Source organism: Streptomyces sp. NPDC031340, from assembly GCF_055569945.1.
In genome coordinates this window covers 12,952-34,974 of the sequence record NZ_JBVIIE010000056.1, presented here as the reverse complement: position 1 = coordinate 34,974, position 22,023 = coordinate 12,952, and the positions used below count along the sequence as shown (strand labels likewise).

The window sequence follows — 22,023 nt, the reverse complement described above, 5'->3', positions numbered from 1 at the left end:
GGGCTGTGAATGCCGCGGAAGCCCAAGTCCGGTCGTCGGAAAGGTTTCTGGCCGGCTCACACCGCCATCAGCGGCGCGCCCTCCCGGAACTTGAGGATCTTGTCGAAGCTCACCACGGTGCCGCCACGGCCCGGCTTGCTGCCGATATGGACGTGGTCGGCGAGTTCCTGGATCAGGCACAGGCCGCGGCCGTGCTCGGCGTCGGCGCGCGCGGGCCGGACGGGCGTCGGCGCGGTGAACCCCGGGCCGGAGTCGGCGACCTCGATGCGGCACGTCTCGCCGTCGAGGTAGGCGGTGACGTGGTACGCCTCCGCTCCGCTGCCGAGCATTCCGTCCCCGCCGTCCCCACCGTCGCGGGCGTCCCCGCCGTCCCCGCCGTGTTCGACGGCGTTCGCGCAGGCCTCGCTCAGGGCGACGGAGAGGTCGAAGGAGACGTCGGGATCCACCCCGGCGGTCTCCATCGCGCCGAGTAACAGGCGTCTGGCGAGCGGGACGCTCGCAGCCTCGCGCCGCAGATGGAGTGACCACCACATGCTCATGCTCCAGCCTCCCGGCCGCGGCTCGACATACCGTTACGTATTGCCGCGCGTACCCGTTTGTAAGCGCGGAGTTGACGTGATGCCGCCCATATGGACGGTGCGTCCCCACCGGAATACGTGTATGTGCGGGCGGTTCGCCCAGAAGGCGATCTTCCGGTCGGCGGGGAACCTTGCGGACCTGCCGTGTGGCGCCGAGGGCGCCAGTGCGATGATGGGCCCGCCATGACTGCCCCCCACCGGCGCCCGGCGCGCTCCGGAGGCGACCTCCGGGTCCTGCGGGCCGCGGTGTTCGCCGCGGTCTGCGTCGTGCTGGCCGCGGCCGGGCACGCGCTGGCCTCCTGCGCCACGGTTCCGCTGTGGACCCTGGGTGCGGGCTTCCTGGGGGTCGTCCTGGTCGTGGTGCCGCTCGCCGGACGCGAGCGGTCGCTGCCCGGCATCGCGGCGCTGCTCGCGGCCGGGCAGACCGTCCTGCACATGCTGTTCGAGCTGGGGCAGCGGACGTCCGCCGGCGCCGGCGCGGCGGCGATGCCCTCGGCGCCGACGGTGTCGGACGCCTCCCTGGTCGAGCGGGCCGCGCGGCTCGTGTGCGGGACCACCGCGGCGGCGATCAGCCCCGCCCAGGCCCGTGTCGTCCTCGCGCGCGCCGGGGTCTACCAGGACCCCGGCGGCCAGGGCACGGCCATGAGCGCCATGCACCACCCGGCCGACGCGCTGTCCACCGCGGCCGGCGCCCCGGCCGCGCTGCTGCCGTCGCTGCCCATGCTGCTCGGCCACGTCCTCGCGGCGCTCGCCGCGGGCTGGCTGCTGCGGCGCGGGGACCTGGCGCTGCTGCGGCTGATCGAGCTGTCGGCGCACTCCGTCGCCGAGGGCGCGTTCGTACGGTCCCTGCGCGGGGCGCTCGCCCTGGTGCGCGCCCTGTGCGCCGGGCTTCCCGGCGCTCCCGGGGCGGGACCGCGCCCGCCGCGCACCGCCCTGCTCGCCCCGCCGAAGCCCCGTACCGCCGCACTCCACCACACCGTGATCCGGCGCGGCCCGCCGGCCGCCGCGCTCGTCCTGGCCGCCTGACACGACGCGACCGCCGCTCCGCTCCTTCTGCTCCGGAGGCCGGGTCCGCCGTCGTGCGGCACGCGCGCGTACCCGCGTCCCCGCGCCCGCGCGCCCGACCCGATCACCGGAAACCTCACTCGAAGTGGAGTGCTCCCTGCCATGAAGGCTTCCCGGCTCGCCGCCGTCGGCGCTCTCGCCGCCTCGGCCGTCGTCGTGCTGTCCTCGCCCGCCTTCGCCCACGTCAGCGTGCAGCCCGAGGGCACCGCCGCCAAGGGCGGCTACGCGGTCGTCGACTTCAAGGTCCCCAACGAGCGCGACGACGCCTCGACCACCAAGCTCGAGGTCAGCTTCCCCACCGACCATCCGCTGGCCTCGGTGATGCCGCAGCCGATGGACGGCTGGCGCGTCGAAGTGACCAGGACGAAGCTGGCCAAGCCCGTGGAACTGGAGGGCGAGAAGATCACCGAGGCCGTCACCAAAGTCACCTGGACCGCCGACGGCAAGGGCATCCAGCCCGGCTACTTCCAGAAGTTCCCGCTCTCCGTCGGCGCGCTGCCGAAGGACACCGACGAACTGGTCTTCAAGGCGCTCCAGACGTACTCCGACAAGGAAGTCGTGCGCTGGATCGAGGTCCAGCAGGACGGCCAGGCGGAGCCCGAGAACCCGGCCCCGGTGCTGACCCTCTCCGACGCCTCCGCCGACGACCACTCCCACGGCGCCGACTCCGGCGCCGACTCCAGTTCCGCCTCCGGCTCCGCCAGGACCGAGACCTCCGCCTCCGCCGACTCCAGCGACACCACCGCGCGCGTGCTCGGCGTGGTGGGCATCGCCGTCGGCACCCTGGGCGTCGCCTACGGCGTCCTCGCCGGCCGTCGGCGCACCGACGGCTGAGGCCCGACCGTCCGCGTGCCGCGCCGGGGCCGCCGGTACGACCCCGTACCGACGCCCCCGGCGCGCACCGGAACTCCTCACATCTGGGACATTTCTCTATGCGCAAGAAGACGTTCGCCGCGGCCGCGCTGCTCGCCGCGGCCGGCCTGACCCTCTCCGCCTGCGGCAGCGGCGACGACAGCGGCTCCCCCGTCGCCGTGGTCTCCGAGGAAACCTCGCAGAAGGCCGCGACCATCCTCGACAAGCCCTTCGAGAAGCCGGACCTGGTCCTCACCGACACCCACGGCAAGAAGTACGACTTCCGCCGGGAGACCGCGGGCAGGCCCACGCTGGTCTACTTCGGCTACACCCACTGCCCCGACATCTGCCCGCTGACGATGAACAACCTCGCCGTCGCCAAGAAGCAGCTGCCCAAGGCCGAGCAGGACAAGCTGCGGGTGGTGTTCGTCACCACCGACCCGGCCCGCGACACCCCGTCCGAACTCGGCAAGTGGCTCAAGGGCATCGACCCCCAGTTCACCGGCCTCACCGGCGACTTCGCCACCATCCAGGCCGGCGCCCGCACCCTCGGCATCTCCATCGAACCGGCCCACAAGGACAAGAAGACCGGCAAGACCGTCTCGGTGCACGGCACCCAGGTCATCGCGTTCTCCCCGAAGACCGACGCCGGGTACGTCCTCTACGGCGAGGACGCCACCGTCGACGACTACACCAAGGACCTGCCCCGCCTGATCGAGGGAGCCAAGCCGTGAGGCGCCTGGCCCTGCCCGCCGCGGTGCTGGCGGGCGCGATGGCCCTGACGACGGGCTGCGGCGGCTCCGGCGAGGGCTCGGGCGCGGGCAAGCCCCAACTGTCCGTCAGCTCCCCCTACATGCCCCAGCCGGTCTCCGACATGGCCGCGGGCTTCCTGACCGTGGTCAACGAGGGCGGCGCCAAGGACGAGCTGACCTCCGTCAGCAGCGACGTCGCGGGCAGCGTCACCGTCCACGAGACCGTCGGGCAGTCGATGCGGGAGACCGACTCCCTCACCGTCCCCGCGAACGGCCGTCTCGTGCTGGAGAGCGGCGGCAACCACCTGATGTTCGAAAAGCTGAAGCGCGAGCCCAAGCAGGGCGAGAAGGTGACCGTCGAACTGCACTTCGCGGTGTCCGGCCCGATCACGGTCGAGATGCCGGTGAAGGCGGCCACGTACCGACCGGCGACCGGTCACTGAGGGAGGGACCACCGTGAGACAGACCACCACCCCCCGCCGCGTGCGGATCCTGGTGCTGCTGTTCCTGGCCGTCGCCGGCGCGCTGCTCGCCGGCGCCGGCCCGGCATCCGCGCATGCCGCGCTGACCGGCAGCGATCCCGCGCAGGGGGTGGTGGTCGACAAGGCGCCCACCCAGGTCTCCCTCACCTTCTCCGAGAAGGTCGCCACCTCCGACGGCTCGGTGCGGGTGCTCGATCCCAAGGGGGCACGCGTCGACACCGGCAAGCCCACCGAGACCGGCGGCGCCACCTACGCCGTACGGCTGCGCGGCGGCCTGCCCGACGGCACGTACACCGTGTCCTGGCAGGTGGTGTCCGCCGACAGCCATCCGGTCGCCGGCGCCTTCACCTTCTCCATCGGCGCCCCCTCCTCGACCACGGTGTCGGTCTCGGACCAGACGGCGGGCGGCGGGCTCGTCGGCGGGCTGTACGGCCTCGGACGCTACGTGTCGTACGCCGGCTTCATCGTCATGACCGGCGGGGCCGCCTTCGTGCTGGCCTGCTGGCAGCGCGGCTCCGGCGTGCGCGCGCTGCAGCGGCTCGTCGTCGGCGGCTGGCTCGCGCTGACCTCGGCGACCCTCCTGCTGCTGCTCCTGCGCGGCTCCTTCACCGGCTCCGGCGAGGTCGCCGACGTGTTCGACCTGGGCCTGCTCGGCCAGGTGCTGCAGACCAAGACCGGCGCCGCGCTGGTCTCCCGGCTGCTGCTGCTCGCCGCGGCGGCCCTGTTCATCGCCGTCCTCTTCGGCGCCTACGCCCGCCCGTCGCCCACCACCACCCCGAACGACGGCGCTGCGCGCCGGCAGCCCGACTCAAGCGAGGACGAGGAGAAGCGGGACCTGACCTTCGGGCTGGCGGTCGGCGGGAGCGTGGTGGCCGCGGGGCTCGCGGCGAGCTGGGCGATGGCCGAGCACGCCTCCACCGGCCTGCAGCCCGGCATCGCCATGCCGGCCGACGTGGTCCACCTGCTCGCCGTCGCCGGGTGGCTCGGCGGCCTCACCGCGCTCCTCGTGGCCCTGTACCGCGCGGAACCGCCGGTCGAGTCGGCCGCCGTACGGCGCTTCTCGAACGTCGCCTTCGGCAGCGTCTGCGCGCTCGTCGCCACGGGCGTCTACCAGTCGTGGCGCCAGCTCGGCTCCTGGTCGGCGTTCACCGGCACCTCCTACGGGCGGCTGCTGATCGCCAAGCTGGCACTGGTGGGGCTGCTCGTCGGCCTCGCCTGGTTCTCCCGGCGGTGGACGGCGCAGCTGACGGACCCGGCGACGGCCGCCGTGCGCCGCCGGCCGAAGGAACCCGCCACGACCGGCGCCGCGAAGACCGCGAAGACCGAGAAGGCCGGGAAGACCGGGAAGGGTGTCAAGGCCGGCCAGGGCACGAAGGACCCGGGGTCCGTGGGGGACTCAGGGGCCGCGGGGAACGCGAAGGACTCGGGGAGCGGGAAGGCCGGGAAGTCGGCGGCGTCCGGTGACGGCGGACGCGCCGCCCAGCTCGCCCGGCAGCGGGCCGCCATGGCCGCCGCCCGGCAGAAGCGGCAGCGCGACGCCGACCCCGTCCGCTTCGGGCTGCGCCGCTCCGTGCTCGCCGAGGCCGGCGTCGCCGTCGCCCTGCTCGCCGTCACCACCGTGCTGACCCAGACCGAACCCGGCCGCACCGAACAGGAGGCCGCGACGGCCACCGCGGCGGCCTCCGCGTCCGCGGCGGACCCCTCCTCCGGCGCGCTGACGCTGACCATGCCGTTCGACACCGGCGGCACGGACGGCAAGGGCGTGGTGTCGGTCGACCTCGACCCCGCGCGCGTGGGCGGCAACGACATGCACGTCTACGTCCAGCGCCCCAACGGCCGCGCCTTCGACATCCCCGAGGTGAAGGTCTCCTTCACGCTCACCGCCAAGGACATCGGGCCGCTGCCCGTCGTCCCCGACCGCATCGCCACCGGACACTGGTCCGCGAGCGGAGTACAGATCCCGATGGCCGGCGACTGGAAGGTCGCCGTGACCGTACGGACCTCCGACATCGACCAGGCGACCGTCTCCAAGAACGCGCAGATCGGCTGAATCGCACCATGCCCGACCAGTCCCTTCCCCAGGCCCCCGACGAGGACCGCGCCGCCGCCCCGGAGGCGCCCTCCACCGAGAACGTCTCGCGCCAGGGCGTCTCACGCCGCAGGCTGCTCGGCACCGCCGGCGCCACCGGGCTCGCGCTCGGCGCGGCCGGCGGCGCCCTCGGATACACCGCCGCGCCCGCCGCGGCCACCCCGCTCACCTCGCTGGGCAGCGGCCGGGCGATGTTTCACGGGAAACATCAGCCCGGCATCACCGAAGGCCTCCAGGCCCGGGGCCACCTCGCCGCCTTCGACCTGGCCGCCGGCGCGGGCCGCAAGGAGGCGGCCGCGCTGCTGCGCCGCTGGTCGGAGACCGCGGCACGGCTGATGGCGGGCGAGGCCGCGTCCGGCGACGACACGGACGTGGCACGCGACGCCGGGCCGTCGTCGCTGACCATCACCTTCGGTTTCGGGCACAGCTTCTTCACCCGCACCGGCCTGGAGAAGCAGCGCCCGGTCGCCCTGGACCCGCTGCCCGACTTCTCCTCCGACCAGCTCGACAAGAAGCGCAGCGACGGCGACCTGTGGGTGCAGATCGGCGCGAACGACGCCCTCGTCGCCTTCCACGCGCTGCGCGCCATCCAGAAGGACGCGGGGCGGGCGGCCCGGCTGCGGTGGCAGATGAACGGCTTCAACCGCTCGCCGGGCGCCACGGCCCGGCCCATGACGGCCCGCAACCTGATGGGCCAGATCGACGGCACCCGCAACCCCAAGCCCACCGACACCGACTTCGACCGGCGGATCTTCGTGCCGTCGAACGGTACGCCCGGGTGGATGGCCGACGGCTCCTACGCGGTCGTACGCCGTATCCGCATGCTCCTCGACGACTGGGAGAAGCTCTCCGTCGAGGCCCAGGAGAACGTCATCGGGCGCCGCAAGTCCGACGGGGCGCCGCTGTCGGGCGGCTCCGAGACGACGGCGATGGACCTGGAGAAGACCGGCGCGGACGGCACCCTCGTCGTCCCGGTCAACGCGCACTCCCGCATCAGCCGCCCCGACCAGAACGGCGGCGCGGCGATGCTGCGGCGCCCGTTCAGCTACCACGACGGCTTCCACGCGGACGGGACGCCCGACGCGGGCCTGCTGTTCGTCTGCTGGCAGGCGGATCCGCTGCGCGGCTTCGTGCCGGTGCAGCGCAAGCTCGACCGGGGCGACGCGCTGTCGAGGTTCGTCCGCCACGAGGCCAGCGGGCTGTTCGCGGTGCCCGGCGGAGCCGCCGAGGGACAGTACGTGGGGCAGGCGCTGCTGGAGGGGTGAGGGCCCGGGCCGCCCACGGGGGCGCTCGGGGGACGGGTGCGCGGGTGTCCGCGCGAGGCGATTAGGGTGAGGTCATGCCAGCGAGCTACGCGTATCTCGGCCCCGAGGGCACCTTCACCGAAGTCGCCCTGCGCACCCTCCCGGAGACGGCCACCCGGGAGCTGGTCCCGTACGTCTCCGTGCAGTCCGCGCTCGACGCGGTCCGCGGCGGTGAGGCCGAGGCCGCGTTCGTGCCGATCGAGAACTCCGTCGAGGGCGGCATCACCACCACCCTCGACGAACTGGTCGCGGGCACGCCGCTGATGATCTACCGCGAGGTGCTGCTGTCGATCACCTTCGCACTGCTGGTCAGGCCGGGCACCAAGCTGTCGGACATCAAGACGGTCTCCGCCCATCCGGCCGCCCAGCCGCAGGTGCGCAACTGGCTGCGGAGCCACCTGCCGGACGCCGCCTGGGAGTCCGCCGCCTCCAACGCGGACGCCGCCCGCCTGGTCCAGGAGGGCCGGTACGACGCCGCCTTCGCCGGCGAGTTCGCCGCCGCCCGGTACGGTCTGGAGGCCCTGGAAACCGGGATCCACGACGCCGAGAACGCCCAGACCCGGTTCGTGCTGGTCGGCAGGCCGGCCCGGCCCGCCGCGCCCACCGGCGCCGACAAGACGTCCGTGGTGCTGTGGCAGCGCGACGACCACCCCGGCGGCCTGCGCGACCTGCTGGGCGAGTTCGCCACCCGCGGCATCAACCTGATGCTGCTGCAGTCCCGGCCCACCGGCGCCGGCATCGGCAACTACTGCTTCTGCGTCGACGCCGAGGGGCACATCTCCGACCGCCGGGTCGCCGAGGCGCTGATGGGGCTGAAGCGGATCTGCCTGGAGGTGCGGTACCTGGGGTCGTACCCGCGCGCCGACGCGACGGTGGAGGACGTGAGCCCGCCGCGTCCGGGGACGTCGGACGGGGAGTTCGTCGCGGCGGCCGACTGGGTGGCCCGTTGCCAGGACGGGCGTTTCTAGGTCCTCACCTGCGTGGTTCCGTTATCCACAGAAGTTTTCCACAGGCACGGTTCTCGACCTGGGGACAAGTCGACAAGGAAGCGCCATTCGGTCGACAAATCTTCGTGCGGACCCCTTCCGGGTTCATCGATCCCCGGGGCGCCCTTCGCCCATTCTTTTCCTTTGGTCAACCCATTGAGACGATGTATTTCCACCCGAAAGGGTGAAGAATCCAGGTTTACACCGGGGGTCGCCCGCATCGCGGGCGACATTCGGATTGATCAATTCCGATATCCACAGATCTTCCACACACCCTGTGGATAACTTTCCGGGGAACGACTCCCGCTGTGGACAACGTCCGCCGCCAGTGGCCGCCAAGTCCCGTTCGCCGGACGGAGATCGAGCCGGAGAGCCGCGCGACCCGGATAGTGAGTCGTGGGCCGTACCCCCGCACCGGTAGCCTTGACTCCGTGATTGACCTTCGCCTGCTCCGTGAGGACCCCGACCGTGTGCGCGCCTCGCAGCGTGCCCGTGGAGAGGACGTCGCACTCGTCGACGCGCTCCTTTCCGCCGACGAGCGGCGCAGGTCGTCCGGCGTCCGCTTCGACGAACTGCGCGCCGAACAGAGAGCGCTCGGCAAGCTCATCCCCAAGGCCTCGGGAGACGAGAAGGCCGAGCTGCTGAAGAAGGCGAGCCGGCTCGCCGCCGACGTCAAGACGGCCGACGCCGAACGCGACGCGGCCGACACCGAGACGCAGGAACTGCTGCAGAAGCTCGGCAACCTCGTCCACCCGGACGTGCCCGTGGGCGGCGAGGAGGACTTCGTCACCCTGGAGACGCACGGCGCCATCCGCGACTTCGGCGCCGAGGGCTTCGAGCCCAAGGACCACCTGGAGCTGGGCCAGCTCCTCGGCGCGATCGACGTGGAGCGCGGCGCCAAGGTCTCCGGCTCCCGCTTCTACTTCCTGACCGGCGTGGGCGCGCTGCTGGAGCTGGCGCTGGTGAACGCGGCGATCGCGCAGGCCACGGCGGCCGGCTTCACCCCGATGCTCACCCCGGCGCTGGTGCGCCCGCAGTCGATGGCCGGCACCGGCTTCCTCGGCCAGGCGGCGCAGGACGTCTACCGCCTCGACGCGGACGACCTCTACCTCGTCGGCACGTCCGAGGTCCCGCTGGCCGCGTACCACATGGACGAGATCATCGACGCGGACCGCCTGCCGCTGCGCTACGCGGGCTTCTCGCCCTGCTTCCGCCGCGAGGCCGGTTCGCACGGCAAGGACACGCGGGGCATCTTCCGCGTGCACCAGTTCGACAAGGTCGAGATGTTCTCCTACGTGACGCCGGAGGAGTCGCAGGAGGAGCACCGGCGTCTGCTGGAGTGGGAGAAGCAGTGGCTGACCTCGCTCGAGCTGCCGTTCCGCGTCATCGACGTCGCCAGCGGTGACCTGGGTTCCTCGGCCGCGCGGAAGTTCGACTGCGAGGCGTGGATCCCGACCCAGGGCAAGTACCGCGAGCTGACCTCGACCTCGGACTGCACCGAGTTCCAGTCCCGCCGCCTGCAGATCAGGTTCCGCGACGGCAAGCAGGTCAGGCCGCTGGCGACGCTGAACGGCACGCTGTGCGCCGTACCGCGCACCATCGTGGCGATCCTGGAGAACCACCAGCAGGCCGACGGCTCCGTGCGGGTGCCCGAGGTGCTGCGCCCGTACCTGGGCGGCCGGGAGGTCCTGGAGCCGGTCGCCAAGTGAGCGCGGCCTTCCCCTACGCCCTCGTCGCCACCGACCTCGACGGCACGCTCCTGCGGTCCGACGAGTCGATCTCACGGCGCACCCGGGACGCGCTCGCCGCCGCCACGGCGGTGGGCGCCGCCCACATCGTCGTCACCGGCCGCGCGGCGCCCTGGACCCGGCACATCCTCGACGACCTCGGCTACCGAGGCCTCGCGGTGTGCGCCCAGGGCGCGCAGGTCTACCACGCGGGGGAGCACCGGCTGCTGACGTCCGTCACCCTGGACCGGCAGCTGGCCGCGGTGGCCCTGGCCAAGATCGAGGCGGAGGTCGGCCCGCTGTTCCTCGCGGCGAGCCGGGACGGCCTGGACGGCGAGGTGCTGGTCGGGGACGGCTACGCGGTCACCGGCAATCTGCCCTCCACTCCGCTGTCGGACGTGTCCGAGTTGTGGGCAGCCCCGCTGAACAAGCTCTACATCCAGCACCCGCGGCTCTCCGACGACGAGCTCGCCGAGGCGGCCCGCCAGGCGGCGGGCGGCTTCGTCACGGTCGCGATGGCGGGCGAGGGCATCGTGGAGCTGCTGCCGCTGGGGCTGTCGAAGGCGACGGGGCTGTCCCTGGCCGCCCGCCGGCTGGGCCTGAAGGCCGCAGACACGATCGCCTTCGGCGACATGCCCAACGACGTCCCGATGTTCGCCTGGGCGGCCCGGGGTGTGGCCATGGCCAACGCCCACCAGGAACTGAGGGCGGTCGCGGACGAGGTGACGTCGTCCAACGAGGAGGACGGCATCGCGGTGGTCCTGGAACGCTGGCTGACCTGACACCGCCCGACCCCCCGCTTGTGCCGGGCAGGCCTCACGGGTCCGGGGTACCCCACAGACGCGGGCATCTGCCCCACGGACGTCTGCCCGACAGACGCGGGCGTCTGCCCCACGGGCGCGGGGTGCTTTTCCGCATGGACGCGGGGTGCCTTTCCGCATGGACGCGGGGTGTTCCCCCACGGACGCGGGGCGTTCCCCCACGGACGCGGGGCGTTCCCCATGAGCCCCGGGCGCCTCACCCATGGGGGCGTGGTGTCCTCTTCATGAGCCCGGGGTGCCTAACCCGCGGACGCGGTGCGTCTTCCCTGCGGACGCGGCATGTCTTCCCCCTGGGCGCGGCATGTCTTCCCCCTGGGCGCGGCTCCCAGTGACGAGCGCGCCTCCCCGCGAAACAAGCCCGGGGCCCCGTGATGGGGGCGGACCCCCGCAACACAGACGCGGCCTCCCCGCTACGGGCACGGACCCTGCAAGGCAGACACGGCCTCCCCCCGCGACGGGCGCGGGCCCCCGAAACACAAGCCCGCACCCATGACAGGCGCGGACCCTGCAGCACAGGCGCGGCTCCCCCCGCGACGGCCGCGGACCCCACAACGCAGACGCGGCCTCCCCCCGCGACGGCCGCGGACCCTGCAACACAGACACGGCTCGCCGCGACGAGCACGGACCCCCACAACCGCGACGAGCACGGACCCCCACAACCACAGGCACGACTCCCGCATGAGAGGCGCGGACCCCGCAACACAGGCGCGGCCTCCCTGCGACGGGGGCGGACCCCCGCGACCACGGGCACAGCCTCCCCCGCGACAGCCGCGGACGCCCATGACAGGAGCGGGCTCCCGCAACACAAGCCCGGCTCCCGCATCAGGCGCGGGCCCCTATGGCAGGAAGGGGCTCCGGCGACACGAATGGGCAGCTCCCTCATGACGAGCGCGGCTCCCCGCACACAAGCCCGGCCCCCCATGACGGACGCGGACCCCGCAACACGGGCGCGGGTCCCGCGGCGGGCGCGGCCTCCCCGCGACGGGCGCGGCCCCCGCAACACAGGCGCGGCCTCCCCGCGACGGGCGCAGGTCCCCGCGACACAGGCGCGGCCTCCCCGCGACGGGCGCAGGTCCCCGCGACACAGGCGCGGCCTCCCCGCGACGGGCGCAGGTCCCCGCAACGCGGGCGCGGGTCCCAACGCGGGCGGGGACCCCGCAACACCGCCCAGTCCCAGTGACAACGTCTCGTGGAGGATGCACGGATCGAACGTGCGCGGGCTGCTCAGGCCCGACCACGGCTCAGTGAGCCGGTGCCTTACCGCTCGGCCAATCCTCCGGGTGGGCGGCCCACGCGAGTGCGACATCGCGTGCTCGAAGCGGCCGCCCGGGCAGCTCTCGTGAGCGGCGGGCTCGACGGTGAGGTGATTACACCGGAGCCCGCTCCGGGCTGCCCTGCGGGGAGCCCGGCGGGTTGTCGTGCATCGACATGCCGGACCCCTCCCCAGTGCGTGGCGCCGGCTCGGTCCGGCGTCGTGGACATCTCCACTCTGCCCGCGGGACGAGTCGGACGCCACCGAATAAAACGGCGGTCAGCGGCGCCGCCACCGGCGCCTGCGGGCCTTGCTGAAGAACCAGCCGGCCGGCGGCTCGTCGGAGCGCCACGGCTGCGGCTCGGGCGCCTCGGACCGCCAGCGCGCGGCGAGCATGCGGGCCCGGGCCGACGGCTCGGTGGTCCCGGCGGCCCGTACGAAGTCCTCGTCCAGCACCAGGTCGTCCAGGTCGTCCCAGTCGTCGGCCATCGTCGTCCCTCCCGGTCCCCCGCCGAACGTCCCTCACCCAGTCTGTCCTGACGGGGGTGAAGTCCCCGTCAGGACCGGACCGGGCCTGTCACTCCTCGCCGGCGAGGGTGAGCGAGCGCAGCTTCTGGCCGGCGTACCAGGTGGCGAGGACGGTGACGGCGACCAGCAGCACGATCGCCGTGGTCAGTCCGACGTCCGAGGTCACCAGGTCCCCGCCGGCGACCTTGTGGGCCACCGCCAGCGACCACTGCTGGACGCTCAGCGTGCGCGCCCCGGCGACCAGGGAGCCGAACAGGGCCTCCCAGACCAGGGCGTAGACGAGGCCGAAGACGACGGCGTGCCGGGAGACGGTGCCCAGCAGCAGGAACAGCGCCGCGTAGGCGATCGAGGAGACCAGGGCCGCGACCGTGTAGGCGACGGCGATCTGCTGACCGTTGCCGTTCAGGACGAAGCCCGCGATCAGGGTCGGCAGCGCCGAGAACACCATCGTCACCGCGATCGCCACGATCAGCTTGGTGAAGATGATCGTGGAGCGTTTCACCGGCTTGGACAGCAGGTAGACCACCGAGCCGTCGTCGATCTCCGGTCCGATGGCGCCGGTGCCGGCGATGACGCCGATGATCGGCACCATCGTGGCGAGCGCGAGACCGCCCAGCAGGTCGGAGGCGGTCTGGTCGTCGGCGCCCGCGAGGGCGCGGACGGCGACGGAGATCACGATCAGCAGCAGGGGCAGGGCGCCCAGGATGAGGGCCCGGCGGCGGCCGAGCAGGGCCCGGTAGGTGAGCCGGGCGACTGTGGGGTCGTACATCAGGGCCTCCTACGCCGCGACGAGGTACGAGAAGACGGACTCGAGGGACTCGTCGGACGGCGAGACCGTCAGCAGCCGGATGCCGTGGTCCCTGGCCACGCGGGGCAGCAGCGCCGTGAAGCGGCCGAAGTCGACGGCCTGGACGCGCAGCGCGCCCTCGGCGTGGTCGACCTCGATGCCGGACGTCGAGGGGTCGGCGATCAGCGCGGCCGCGAGGGCGCGGTCGTCGCTGGAGCGCACCAGGTAGCGGTGCGGCCGGTCGGTCATCAGGCGGCGGATCCGGCGGAAGTCGCCGCTGGCCGCGTGCCGGCCCGCGACGACGACCTCGATGTGCCAGGCGAGCTGCTCGACCTCTTCGAGAATGTGGGACGAGAACAGCACGGTGCGGCCCTCGTCGCCCATGCGCCGCAGCAGGTCCATCAGCTGCATGCGCTGGCGCGGGTCCATGCCGTTGAAGGGCTCGTCCAGGAGCAGCAGCGAGGGGTCGTGCACGAGGGCGCTGGCCATCTTCACGCGCTGGCGCATGCCCTTGGAGTAGGTGGAGATCTTCCGGTCCTGCGCGTACTCCATCTCGACCGTGGCCAGCGCCCGCTGGGCGGCCTTGGCGCCGAGGCCGTGCAGCTCGGCGTTGGCGACGACGAACTCGCGGCCGGTGAGGAAGTCGTACATCGCCTCGCGCTCGGGGACGACGCCGATGTGCTGGTAGATCGACTCGTTGCGCCACACCTGCTGTCCGTCGAGGGTGACGGAGCCGGTGGAGGGGGCCAGGAAGCCGCCCATCATGTTGATGAGGGTGGACTTCCCGGCGCCGTTGGGGCCGAGGAGGCCGGTGACGCCGGGGCCGATGGTCATGGTGATGTCGTTGACGGCGACCACGTTGCCGAACCAGCGGGAGACGTGGTCGATGGAGAGGACGGTCATCAGAGGCCCACCTTCCGGTAGCGGCGCAGCAGGAGGCCGTAGCACGCGGCGATCAGACCGAGGACGACGAGGACGTACACGGCGCCTTCGCCGTTGCCGGGGCCGACCGCGCCGGGGAAGGCCGAGTCGGCGCCGAGGAAGGCGGACTGGAGCCCGTCGATGAGCGTGACCGGCGAGAACAGACCGATCCACGGGACCGCGCCGGTGCTGCCCTGCGCGTCGGCGATGGCCTGGAGCGTGGAAACGGCGCCGTAGGAGATGGTCAGGACGGCGATCACGGCGGCGATGCCGAAGCCGCGGCGCGGGGTGACCGAGGCGATGACCAGGCCGATGCCGGAGAACAGCAGCGAGAGCAACGCCACCGAGACGAGTCCCTGCGCGAACCCCTTGGTCTGGTCGGTGAAGTCCAGTTTGGCCAGCAGCGCGCCCACGTAGAGCACGAGCAGCGGGGCCGCGGTGAGGACGAACATCGCCGAGGCCAGTGCGGCGTACTTGGCGCGCACGTAGTCCGCGGTCTCGATCGGGCGGGAGAAATACAGCGGCACCGTCTTGAAGCGCAGGTCGCGCGAGACGGCCTGGGGCGCCTGCGAGGCGACGTAGAGGCTGATGACGGCCTGCATGATGATCGCGTAGCGGGTGTAGTCGACGGGCAGGTCCTTGGCCTTGGTGGCGACCGCGACGGCGACCATGATGGCCGCGGGCACGCACATCACCACGAACAGCAGCATCGGCAGCACCTTGGACTTCACCGAGCGGCCGAGGCCGTAGGCGCCGCGCAGGGACTGCGAGTACAGCGAGCGGGTGGCGTAGGAGCGGCCGAGGCGGGGGCCGTCGTAGGAGCGGTAGCCGATGTTGTGGATGCGGGTCTGGTCACCCGGTACGGCGGCTGCGGGGTGGTCAGTTGCCATGGCCGACGGCCTCCTTCCGGTCGGTGTCGTGGTCGGTGAAGACCTCGGAGATGTGGTGCCTGCGCTGTTCCATGCGCACCAGGCCGAGGCCGAGGTCGGCGACCAGGTCGCGCACCAGGTCGTAGGTGTCCTCGCCCCGCGCGGTCAGCAGCAGGATGTGTCCGGCGCCGGGCAGTCCGCTGCCGGCCTCGACGTCCACCCCGCGCGCGGCGAGCGCCTCGCGCAGCGCGCGCGTGCCGTCGGGGTGCTCGTCGGTGTCGGTGACCTCGACCGCGAGCGTGGTGGTGGTCTGCGTGAAGTCGGTGGTGCGGCTGGAGCGCAGCAGCTTGCCGCCGTCGATGACGACGACGTGGTCGCAGGTGCGTTCCAGCTCGCCCAGCAGGTGGGAGGTGACCAGGACCGAGATGCCGAAGTCGGTGTGGATGCGGCGGATCAGGCCGAGCATCTCGTCGCGGCCGACCGGGTCGAGGCCGTTGGTCGGCTCGTCCAGGAAGACCAGCTGCGGGTCGTGCACCAGGGCCTGGGCGAGTTTGACGCGCTGCTTCATGCCGGTGGAGTAGCCGCCGATGGGGCGGTAGCGCTCCTCGTACAGGCCGACGTGGCGCAGGGTGTCCGCGGTGCGTTCGCGGGCGGCGGTGGGCGGCAGGCCGGACATGCGGGCCATGTGCACGACGAACTCGGTGGCCGAGACGTCGGGCGGCAGGCAGTCGTGCTCCGGCATGTAGCCGACCCGCTCGCGGATGGCGGCGCCCTTGGTGCAGACGTCGAGTCCGAGCACCTCGGCTCGGCCCTCGCTCGCCGGGGACAGCCCCAGCAGGATCTTGATCAGGGTGGACTTGCCGGCTCCGTTGGCGCCGACGAGTCCGGTCACACCGGGCCCGACGTCCATGGAGAGCCGGTCGAGCGCGGTCACCCGCGGGAACCGCTTGCTCAGGCTTTCGGTCGCGATCACAGTCACGGGTCCGACGGTAGTGACCGCGACCGCTCGGGTCGTCAGACCGGAGAGCCGGTTGGGCGTCCGTCTGGAGTTGTACGGACCCCTGAGGGAACCCCTGCCTGAGGGCTACCCGCCGCCGTCCGCGCTCCCACGGGACTTCACGGGGCGCACTGTTGACGTTCGCTCTAACAACTGCCACATTCACCGGGGTCGGGACGGCGGCGAAGGAGAGGCCACAGTGCTGGAGGGCGCACGGGAGCGCAGGGTGAGGACCGGCGGCATCGAGCTGTGCGTCGCCGAACTGGGGGACCCGGGGCGGCCGACGGTGGTCCTGGTGCACGGCTACCCGGACAGCAAGGAGGTGTGGTCCGAGGTCGCGCCGCGGCTGGCGGGCCGTTTCCACGTCGTGCTGTACGACGTCCGGGGCCACGGCAGGTCGACGGCGCCGCGGCCGCTGCGGGGCGGGTTCACGCTGGAGAAGCTGACGGACGACTTCCTGGCGGTGGCCGACGCGGTCAGCCCGGACCGCCCGGTGCACCTGGTGGGACACGACTGGGGCTCGGTGCAGGGCTGGGAGTTCGTCACCGCCGCGCGCACGAAGGGGCGCGTCGCGTCCTTCACGTCGATGTCCGGGCCGTCGCTGGACCACTTCGGGCACTGGATCGACCGGCGCGTGCGGCGGCCGACCCCGCGCCGCATCGGCCAGCTCCTCGGCCAGGGCGCCAAGTCCTGGTACGTGTACCTGCTGCACACCCCGGCCGTGCCGGAGCTGGCCTGGCGCGGCCCGCTCGGCAAGCGCTGGCCGGGCATCCTGCGGCGCCTGGAGAAGGTCCCCGGCGGCGACTACCCCACCTCCTCGCTGCCCTCCGACGCGGCGCACGGCGCGTGGCTGTACCGGGACAACGTGCGGGCCAGGCTGCGCCGGCCGCGCACGGACGCGCACGCGCACGCGCCCGTGCAGCTCGTCACGCCGCTGCACGACCCGTTCCTGTCGGAGCGGCTCTACGACGATCTTGAGCGGTGGGTGCCGCGGCTGACCCGGCGCACCCTTCCCGCCGGGCACTGGATCCCGCGCACCCGGCCGGACCGGGTGGCCGCCTTGATCGACGACTTCGTCAGCTCCGTCGAGGGCGGCGCGACCTCCGTCGAGGGCGGCGCGCCCGGGGCGCCGGTCGCGGCCGGCGCGTACGCCGACCGCTTCGCCGGGCAGCTCGTTCTGGTCACCGGCGCGGGCAGCGGCATCGGACGGGCCACCGCGATCGCCTTCGCCGGGGCCGGGGCGCGTGTGGTGGCCGTCGACCGGGACGCCGGTGCCGCGGCGCGCACCGCCGAGCTGTCCCGGCGGGCCGGGGCCGCCGAGGCGTGGGCGCAGACGGCCGACGTCTCCGACGAGCAGGCCATGGACAAGCTCGCGGCCACCGTGGCCGCCGAGTACGGCGTGGTGGACGTCCTGGTGAACAACGCCGGGATCGGGCTGGCGGGCTCCTTCCTGGACACGACCCCCGAGGACTGGAGGAAGGTCCTCGACGTCAATCTGTGGGGCGTCATCCACGGCTGCCGCCTCTTCGGCGGGCAGATGGCAGCGCGCGGGCAGGGCGGCCACATCGTCAACGTCGCGTCGGCGGCGGCGTACCAGCCCTCCAGGGCGCTGCCCGCCTACAGCACCTCCAAGGCCGCCGTGCTGATGCTCAGCCAGTGCCTGCGCGCCGAGCTGGCCGGGCAGGGCATCGGGGTCACCGCCGTGTGCCCGGGCTTCGTCAACACCGGCATCACCTCCACCGCGCGCTGGGCCGGTGTCGGCGCGGAGGAGGAGAAGCGGCGCCGGAAGAAGTCGGCGCGACTGTACGGGCTGCGGAACTACCCGCCGGAGAAGGTGGCCGACGCGATCCTGCGGGCGGTGGCGCGCGACCGGGCCGTCGTGCCGGTGACGCCGGAGGCCCGCACTATGTACGCGCTGTCGAGGTTCACGCCGAGGACGCTGCGGGCCGTGGCCCGGCTGAGGCCGCCGCTGTGAGGGCCATGCCGGCCCCGCGTCGGCAGGGCCGTCTGTGACCGCCTTTGGCTGCCTGTGGTCGGCTTCGGCGGCCTGTGGTCGGCTTCGGCGGCCTGTGGTCGGCTGTGGCCGTCGGCGGTCGGCGCTCTTTGTCCACAGAGGCGCCCGTTTCCCCTGTGGAAAACAGCCCTCGGCTGTGGATCAAACGTCGGGAGGAAAATCCTTCGCGTGATCCGCGTCTCTCCCGGCACCCTGGCGGCATGGACGTGGACGACAGACGCACCGTGAAGGTGTCGAAGTACCTCTCGAAACACCTGCGGCATCAGCCGGAGCGGATCGGGCTGACGCTGGACGAGGGCGGCTGGGTCGAGATCGACGCGCTGATCGCCGCGGCCGCCGCGCACGGATTCCGCCTCACCCGCGAGGAGCTGGACCATGTGGTCGCCACGAACGACAAGCGGCGCTTCGCGGTCGAGGGCACCCGGATCCGCGCCAGCCAGGGTCACAGCGTCGAGGTGGAGCTCGGCCTGGACCCGGCGACCCCGCCGCCGTACCTCTACCACGGGACCGTGGCCCGCCATCTGGACGCGATCCGCGCCGAGGGCCTGCGGCCCATGAACCGGCACGATGTGCACCTCTCGCCCGACCGTGAGACGGCGACCCGCGTGGGCGCCCGCCGGGGCAGGCCCGTCGTGCTGTCCGTGGACGCGGCCGCCATGCACCGCGACGGCCATGTCTTCCACGTCAGCGCCAACGGGGTCTGGCTGACGAAGACCGTGCCGCCGCGCTACCTCCGCTTCCCGGGGTCGCACTGACCGTTTCACGTGAAACCGGGCGGGCCGCATAGGCTCGGGACATGAGTCTGCGTCTGAGCACCGTGATCCTGCCGTACCGCCGCTGGCACGAGGGGACACGTGAGACATGGCTGCGCGCGGAGCAGCTCGGCTTCCACGCCGCGTACACCTACGACCACCTGTCCTGGCGCACCTTCCGGGACGGACCGTGGTTCGGCGCCGTGCCGACGCTCACCGCGGCCGCGGCCGTGACCGAGCGGATGCGCCTGGGCACCCTGGTGACCTCGCCGAACTTCCGGCATCCGGTGACCCTCGCCAAGGAGCTGATCTCCCTCGACGACATCTCCGGCGGGCGCGTCACACTCGGCATCGGGGCGGGCGGCACGGGCTTCGACGCCACGGTGCTGGGTCAGGAGCCCTGGACGCCGCGGGAACGCGCCGACCGGTTCGCCGAGTTCGTGTCACTGCTGGACCGGCTGCTGACCGAGGAGTCGGTGTCGTACGAGGGCGACTTCTACTCGGCGCACGAGGCGCGCAACATCCCCGGCTGCGTGCAGCGGCCCCGGCTGCCCTTCGCGGTGGCCGCGACCGGGCCGCGCGGGCTGGGCCTGGCCGCACGGTACGGGCAGGCGTGGGTGACCACCGGCGACCCGAAGCTGTACGAGAACGGCACGCCCGAACAGTCGGTTCGGGCCATTCGCGGACAGGCCGAAAGGCTGGCCGACGCCTGCGCCGCGATCGGGCGGGACGCGGCCGGGATGGACAAGATCCTGCTCACCGGGTTCACCCCGGACCGAGGCCGTCCGCTGGCGTCGCTGGACGCGTTCGTGGACTTCGCCGGCCGCCACCGGGAGCTGGGCATCACCGAGATCGTGGTCCACTGGCCCATCCCCGACTCGGACTTCGCCGCGGACGAGAAGACCTTCGAGCGGATCGCGACGGAGGCCCCGGCGCAGCTCGGACTGACCGGGGAAGGATGACGCCGGCCCTTCCCGGGCGGGGTCGAAAAGGTCGAAAACGACGTAGTCGACGGCGGTAATCACTCACATGTGCGGTCTCCCGCACGGCCGTGCGCGCATATGCGGGAGAATGAGCGGGTGACCTCAGCGACCCGCCAGCCCGAGCCCCCGGCCGCCCTCGCACCGCCGCGGCTGATCGCCACCGACCTCGACGGCACCCTGCTGCGGGACGACCAGTCGGTCTCCCCGCGCACGGTCGCCGCCCTCGCCGCCGCCGAGGAGGCGGGCATCGAGGTCTTCTTCGTCACCGGCCGCCCGGCCCGCTGGATGGACGTCGTCAGCGAACACGTCCACGGCCACGGCCTGGCCATCTGCGGAAACGGCGCCGCCGTGGTCGACCTGCACGACGGCCCCGGCGCCCACCGGTTCGTCACGGTGCGCGACCTGGCCCGGGACAACGCGCTGCACGTCGTACAGCTGCTGCGCGAGGCCGCGCCGGGCACGGTGTACGCGGTGGAGCAGACGTACGGCTTCCACCAGGAGCCCGACTATCCCAAGCTGCACATGGAGATCCCGAACCATCTGCTGCCCGCCGAGGAGATCCTCGCGTCGGAGGGGCCGGCCGCCACCGAGCCGGTGCTGAAGATCCTCGCCTACCATCCCCACCTCGACCCGGACGGCTTCCTGACCACCGCCCGCCTCGCCGTCGGCGAGCACGCCAACGTCACCCGCTCCAGCCCCAGCGCACTGCTGGAGATCAGCGGCCCCGGCGTCTCCAAGGCCAGCACGCTGGCCCTGTGCTGCGCCGAGCGGGGCATCTCGCACGAGGAGGTCGTCGCCTTCGGAGACATGCCGAACGACGTCGAGATGCTCACCTGGGCGGGCCGCTCGTACGCGATGGGCAACGCGCACCCGGACGTGGTCGCCGCGGCCTCGGGCCGGACGGTCGCCAACAACGACGACGGCGTGGCGATCGTGATCGAGCAGATGCTGGCGGAGTGGTTGTAGGCCTGTCGCCGACACTGCCGTCCGGATCATTCCGGCGTCGCGGGCCCTGCCGTCCGGACCGCTCCGGCGACGCTGGCCCTGCCGTCCGGATCGCTCCGGCCTCACGGGCCGGGGTCCGCGCTACCCGCCCAGGGGCACTCCTCGTGCCGTCAGCCACGGCACCGGGTCCACCGCCGATCCCGCGTCCGGCGTGACCCGCACCTCCAGGTGCAGGTGCGGGCCGGTGGAGTTGCCCGTGGTGCCGGACTGCCCGATCCACTGCCCGGTGGTCACGCGTTCGCCCTGGTCGACGGCGACGGCGGCGAGGTGGGCGTACTGCGTCCAGTAGCCGCCCGCATGCTCGATCACGACCTCCATGCCGAAGGGGCCGCCGCACGACACCCGGACCACGCGCCCGGCGCCGACCGCCCGCACCGGCGTGCCGATGGGGACCGCGAAGTCCTGCCCGGTGTGCCGGTTCGCCCAGCGCGTGCCCCCGCTGCCGAAGCCGGCGGACAGGACGTAGTCCTCCACGGGCGCGACCCACGCGCCCGCGGGCCGGGCCGGTGGCTGGTCGAGGTGGACCGCGCCACGGCAGGCGCCCGCGGCGGCCGCCGCGTCCGCCTGGCCCTGCAACTGCCACCGCGCCTCCTCGAGCAGGCGCTCGATGGCCTCCTTCATGGCGGCGAGCTCGGTGGTGCGCTTCCTCAGCGACCGCCACGCCGACGCCGCCCTGGCCTCGTCCGCGGCGAGCCGGGCCTCGGCCCGACGGCTCCTGTCCAGCGCGTTGTCGAGCACCAGACTCGCCTGGGAGAAGAGGTGCTGACCGCGCATCAGCTCGTCCGGGCTCCTCGCGAGGACGATCCGCGCCGACAGCGGCAGCCCGCCGCCGCTGCGGTACTGGGCGCGGGCGATGCGCCCGAGGCCGTCGCGCAGGACGCCGAGTTCCCGCCGCTCACGCTTCAGCAGCGTCTCCAGCCGCTGGTTCCGCGCCCGCTGCGCCTCGGCCTCCTGCCGGCCTTTCTCGTACTGCTGCGTCGCCACCGCCGCGTCCTGGTACAGCCGGACCACCCGCGCGCTGACCGTCGTGTCGTCGCCACCGTCGTCCTCCGCCGCGGCCGGCCGCGCCGAGGGCGCCGTCAGCGCGCACAGCAGCGCGACAACGAGCAGGGGCCGAGGGCGAGGTGAGCACATGTCAGCGATCGTGACCCGCGACGGTCCCGCGCGCCTGTTCACGTCGTACACCTGGGGGACCGCCGGCCCCGAACGGCCCAGTCCGGGCCACGCCGGCCCACGCCGGGCCACGCCGGGCCAGCATC

At 72.9% G+C, this 22,023-nt stretch carries 20 protein-coding genes and 1 tRNA gene; 13 read left to right on the top strand and 8 right to left on the bottom strand.

Annotated features, from left to right (window positions below; genetic code table 11):
- Positions 1 to 56: 56 nt before the first annotated feature.
- On the bottom strand, positions 57 to 539 hold the full coding sequence (locus tag ACZ5GT_RS32665) for an ATP-binding protein (protein ID WP_469033541.1): 483 nt from the start codon (positions 537 to 539) through the stop codon (positions 57 to 59).
- Between the two features lie 222 nt (positions 540 to 761).
- On the opposite strand from ACZ5GT_RS32665, the gene ACZ5GT_RS32660 reads away from it, so the two are divergent.
- The 9 genes from ACZ5GT_RS32660 to ACZ5GT_RS32620 all read left to right on the top strand — a co-directional run bounded on the left by ACZ5GT_RS32660 (position 762) and on the right by ACZ5GT_RS32620 (position 10,617).
- A complete protein-coding gene (locus ACZ5GT_RS32660; protein ID WP_469033539.1) occupies positions 762 to 1,604 on the top strand; it encodes a hypothetical protein in 843 nt (280 codons plus the stop codon).
- A 141-nt stretch (positions 1,605 to 1,745) separates the two neighbouring features.
- The gene (locus ACZ5GT_RS32655; protein WP_469033537.1) at positions 1,746 to 2,477 is read left to right on the top strand and encodes a YcnI family copper-binding membrane protein; all 732 of its coding nucleotides are present in this window, start codon (positions 1,746 to 1,748) and stop codon (positions 2,475 to 2,477) included.
- A 98-nt stretch (positions 2,478 to 2,575) separates the two neighbouring features.
- Positions 2,576 to 3,229 (top strand): SCO family protein, encoded by a 654-nt coding sequence (locus ACZ5GT_RS32650; RefSeq protein WP_469033535.1) that lies wholly within the window; start codon positions 2,576 to 2,578, stop codon positions 3,227 to 3,229.
- Complete coding sequence (locus ACZ5GT_RS32645; protein WP_469033533.1) at positions 3,226 to 3,690, top strand: copper chaperone PCu(A)C; 465 nt, start codon at positions 3,226 to 3,228, stop codon at positions 3,688 to 3,690. Before ACZ5GT_RS32650 ends, ACZ5GT_RS32645 begins: the two co-directional genes overlap by 4 nt.
- Positions 3,691 to 3,703: 13 nt before the next feature.
- Complete coding sequence (locus ACZ5GT_RS32640) at positions 3,704 to 5,779, top strand: copper resistance CopC/CopD family protein (protein WP_469033531.1); 2,076 nt, start codon at positions 3,704 to 3,706, stop codon at positions 5,777 to 5,779.
- Between the two features lie 8 nt (positions 5,780 to 5,787).
- Positions 5,788 to 7,083: an iron uptake transporter deferrochelatase/peroxidase subunit gene (gene efeB / locus ACZ5GT_RS32635; protein ID WP_469033529.1), complete on the top strand. Its 1,296-nt coding sequence runs from the start codon at positions 5,788 to 5,790 to the stop codon at positions 7,081 to 7,083.
- A 74-nt stretch (positions 7,084 to 7,157) separates the two neighbouring features.
- The gene (gene pheA, locus ACZ5GT_RS32630; RefSeq protein WP_469033526.1) at positions 7,158 to 8,090 is read left to right on the top strand and encodes a prephenate dehydratase; all 933 of its coding nucleotides are present in this window, start codon (positions 7,158 to 7,160) and stop codon (positions 8,088 to 8,090) included.
- 449 nt (positions 8,091 to 8,539) lie between these two features.
- The gene (gene serS, locus ACZ5GT_RS32625; protein WP_469033524.1) at positions 8,540 to 9,817 is read left to right on the top strand and encodes a serine--tRNA ligase; all 1,278 of its coding nucleotides are present in this window, start codon (positions 8,540 to 8,542) and stop codon (positions 9,815 to 9,817) included.
- Entirely contained in the window at positions 9,814 to 10,617 is an 804-nt protein-coding gene (locus ACZ5GT_RS32620) for an HAD family hydrolase (protein ID WP_469033522.1), read from the top strand. The genes serS and ACZ5GT_RS32620 overlap by 4 nt, the downstream gene beginning before the upstream one ends.
- Positions 10,618 to 11,846: 1,229 nt before the next feature.
- Here the strand turns inward: ACZ5GT_RS32620 and ACZ5GT_RS32615 are convergent.
- The 6 genes from ACZ5GT_RS32615 to ACZ5GT_RS32590 all read right to left on the bottom strand — a co-directional run bounded on the left by ACZ5GT_RS32615 (position 11,847) and on the right by ACZ5GT_RS32590 (position 15,986).
- A tRNA-Ser gene (locus ACZ5GT_RS32615) sits at positions 11,847 to 11,934 on the bottom strand.
- 253 nt (positions 11,935 to 12,187) lie between these two features.
- The gene (locus ACZ5GT_RS32610) at positions 12,188 to 12,397 is read right to left on the bottom strand and encodes an SGM_3592 family protein (RefSeq protein WP_469033520.1); all 210 of its coding nucleotides are present in this window, start codon (positions 12,395 to 12,397) and stop codon (positions 12,188 to 12,190) included.
- An 88-nt stretch (positions 12,398 to 12,485) separates the two neighbouring features.
- The gene (locus ACZ5GT_RS32605; RefSeq protein WP_469033518.1) at positions 12,486 to 13,205 is read right to left on the bottom strand and encodes an ABC transporter permease subunit; all 720 of its coding nucleotides are present in this window, start codon (positions 13,203 to 13,205) and stop codon (positions 12,486 to 12,488) included.
- 9 nt (positions 13,206 to 13,214) lie between these two features.
- Complete coding sequence (locus tag ACZ5GT_RS32600) at positions 13,215 to 14,126, bottom strand: ABC transporter ATP-binding protein (RefSeq protein WP_469033515.1); 912 nt, start codon at positions 14,124 to 14,126, stop codon at positions 13,215 to 13,217.
- Entirely contained in the window at positions 14,126 to 15,034 is a 909-nt protein-coding gene (locus ACZ5GT_RS32595; RefSeq protein ID WP_469033513.1) for an ABC transporter permease, read from the bottom strand. Before ACZ5GT_RS32595 ends, ACZ5GT_RS32600 begins: the two co-directional genes overlap by 1 nt.
- Complete coding sequence (locus ACZ5GT_RS32590; RefSeq protein WP_469033594.1) at positions 15,024 to 15,986, bottom strand: ABC transporter ATP-binding protein; 963 nt, start codon at positions 15,984 to 15,986, stop codon at positions 15,024 to 15,026. Before ACZ5GT_RS32590 ends, ACZ5GT_RS32595 begins: the two co-directional genes overlap by 11 nt.
- A gap of 223 nt (positions 15,987 to 16,209) precedes the next feature.
- Here ACZ5GT_RS32590 and ACZ5GT_RS32585 point away from each other — a divergent pair, with 223 nt between their 5' ends.
- From ACZ5GT_RS32585 to ACZ5GT_RS32570, 4 genes are all read left to right on the top strand, one after another.
- On the top strand, positions 16,210 to 17,985 hold the full coding sequence (locus ACZ5GT_RS32585; protein WP_469033511.1) for an SDR family oxidoreductase: 1,776 nt from the start codon (positions 16,210 to 16,212) through the stop codon (positions 17,983 to 17,985).
- Between the two features lie 245 nt (positions 17,986 to 18,230).
- Positions 18,231 to 18,779: an RNA 2'-phosphotransferase gene (locus ACZ5GT_RS32580; RefSeq protein ID WP_469033591.1), complete on the top strand. Its 549-nt coding sequence runs from the start codon at positions 18,231 to 18,233 to the stop codon at positions 18,777 to 18,779.
- Positions 18,780 to 18,820: 41 nt separating this feature from the next.
- Positions 18,821 to 19,738: an LLM class flavin-dependent oxidoreductase gene (locus tag ACZ5GT_RS32575; protein WP_469033509.1), complete on the top strand. Its 918-nt coding sequence runs from the start codon at positions 18,821 to 18,823 to the stop codon at positions 19,736 to 19,738.
- Positions 19,739 to 19,837: 99 nt separating this feature from the next.
- Entirely contained in the window at positions 19,838 to 20,725 is an 888-nt protein-coding gene (locus ACZ5GT_RS32570) for a Cof-type HAD-IIB family hydrolase (RefSeq protein ID WP_469033507.1), read from the top strand.
- Positions 20,726 to 20,845: 120 nt separating this feature from the next.
- On the opposite strand, the gene ACZ5GT_RS32565 is transcribed toward ACZ5GT_RS32570, so the two are convergent.
- Positions 20,846 to 21,898 (bottom strand): M23 family metallopeptidase, encoded by a 1,053-nt coding sequence (locus ACZ5GT_RS32565; protein ID WP_469033505.1) that lies wholly within the window; start codon positions 21,896 to 21,898, stop codon positions 20,846 to 20,848.
- Between the last annotated feature and the right edge of the window lie 125 nt (positions 21,899 to 22,023).

Bases quoted from the DNA above. Each gene is read 5' to 3' on its own strand.
- ACZ5GT_RS32665 (WP_469033541.1), bottom strand. From the start codon at position 539: ATGAGCATGTGGTGGTCACTCCATCTGCGGCGCGAGGCTGCGAGCGTC.
- ACZ5GT_RS32570 (WP_469033507.1), top strand. From the start codon at position 19,838: ATGCGGGAGAATGAGCGGGTGACCTCAGCGACCCGCCAGCCCGAGCCC.
- ACZ5GT_RS32600 (WP_469033515.1), bottom strand. From the start codon at position 14,126: ATGACCGTCCTCTCCATCGACCACGTCTCCCGCTGGTTCGGCAACGTG.
- efeB (WP_469033529.1), top strand. From the start codon at position 5,788: ATGCCCGACCAGTCCCTTCCCCAGGCCCCCGACGAGGACCGCGCCGCC.
- ACZ5GT_RS32660 (WP_469033539.1), top strand. From the start codon at position 762: ATGACTGCCCCCCACCGGCGCCCGGCGCGCTCCGGAGGCGACCTCCGG.
- ACZ5GT_RS32595 (WP_469033513.1), bottom strand. From the start codon at position 15,034: ATGGCAACTGACCACCCCGCAGCCGCCGTACCGGGTGACCAGACCCGC.
- ACZ5GT_RS32650 (WP_469033535.1), top strand. From the start codon at position 2,576: ATGCGCAAGAAGACGTTCGCCGCGGCCGCGCTGCTCGCCGCGGCCGGC.
- ACZ5GT_RS32655 (WP_469033537.1), top strand. From the start codon at position 1,746: ATGAAGGCTTCCCGGCTCGCCGCCGTCGGCGCTCTCGCCGCCTCGGCC.
- ACZ5GT_RS32605 (WP_469033518.1), bottom strand. From the start codon at position 13,205: ATGTACGACCCCACAGTCGCCCGGCTCACCTACCGGGCCCTGCTCGGC.
- pheA (WP_469033526.1), top strand. From the start codon at position 7,158: ATGCCAGCGAGCTACGCGTATCTCGGCCCCGAGGGCACCTTCACCGAA.
- ACZ5GT_RS32575 (WP_469033509.1), top strand. From the start codon at position 18,821: ATGAGTCTGCGTCTGAGCACCGTGATCCTGCCGTACCGCCGCTGGCAC.
- ACZ5GT_RS32610 (WP_469033520.1), bottom strand. From the start codon at position 12,397: ATGGCCGACGACTGGGACGACCTGGACGACCTGGTGCTGGACGAGGAC.
- ACZ5GT_RS32565 (WP_469033505.1), bottom strand. From the start codon at position 21,898: ATGTGCTCACCTCGCCCTCGGCCCCTGCTCGTTGTCGCGCTGCTGTGC.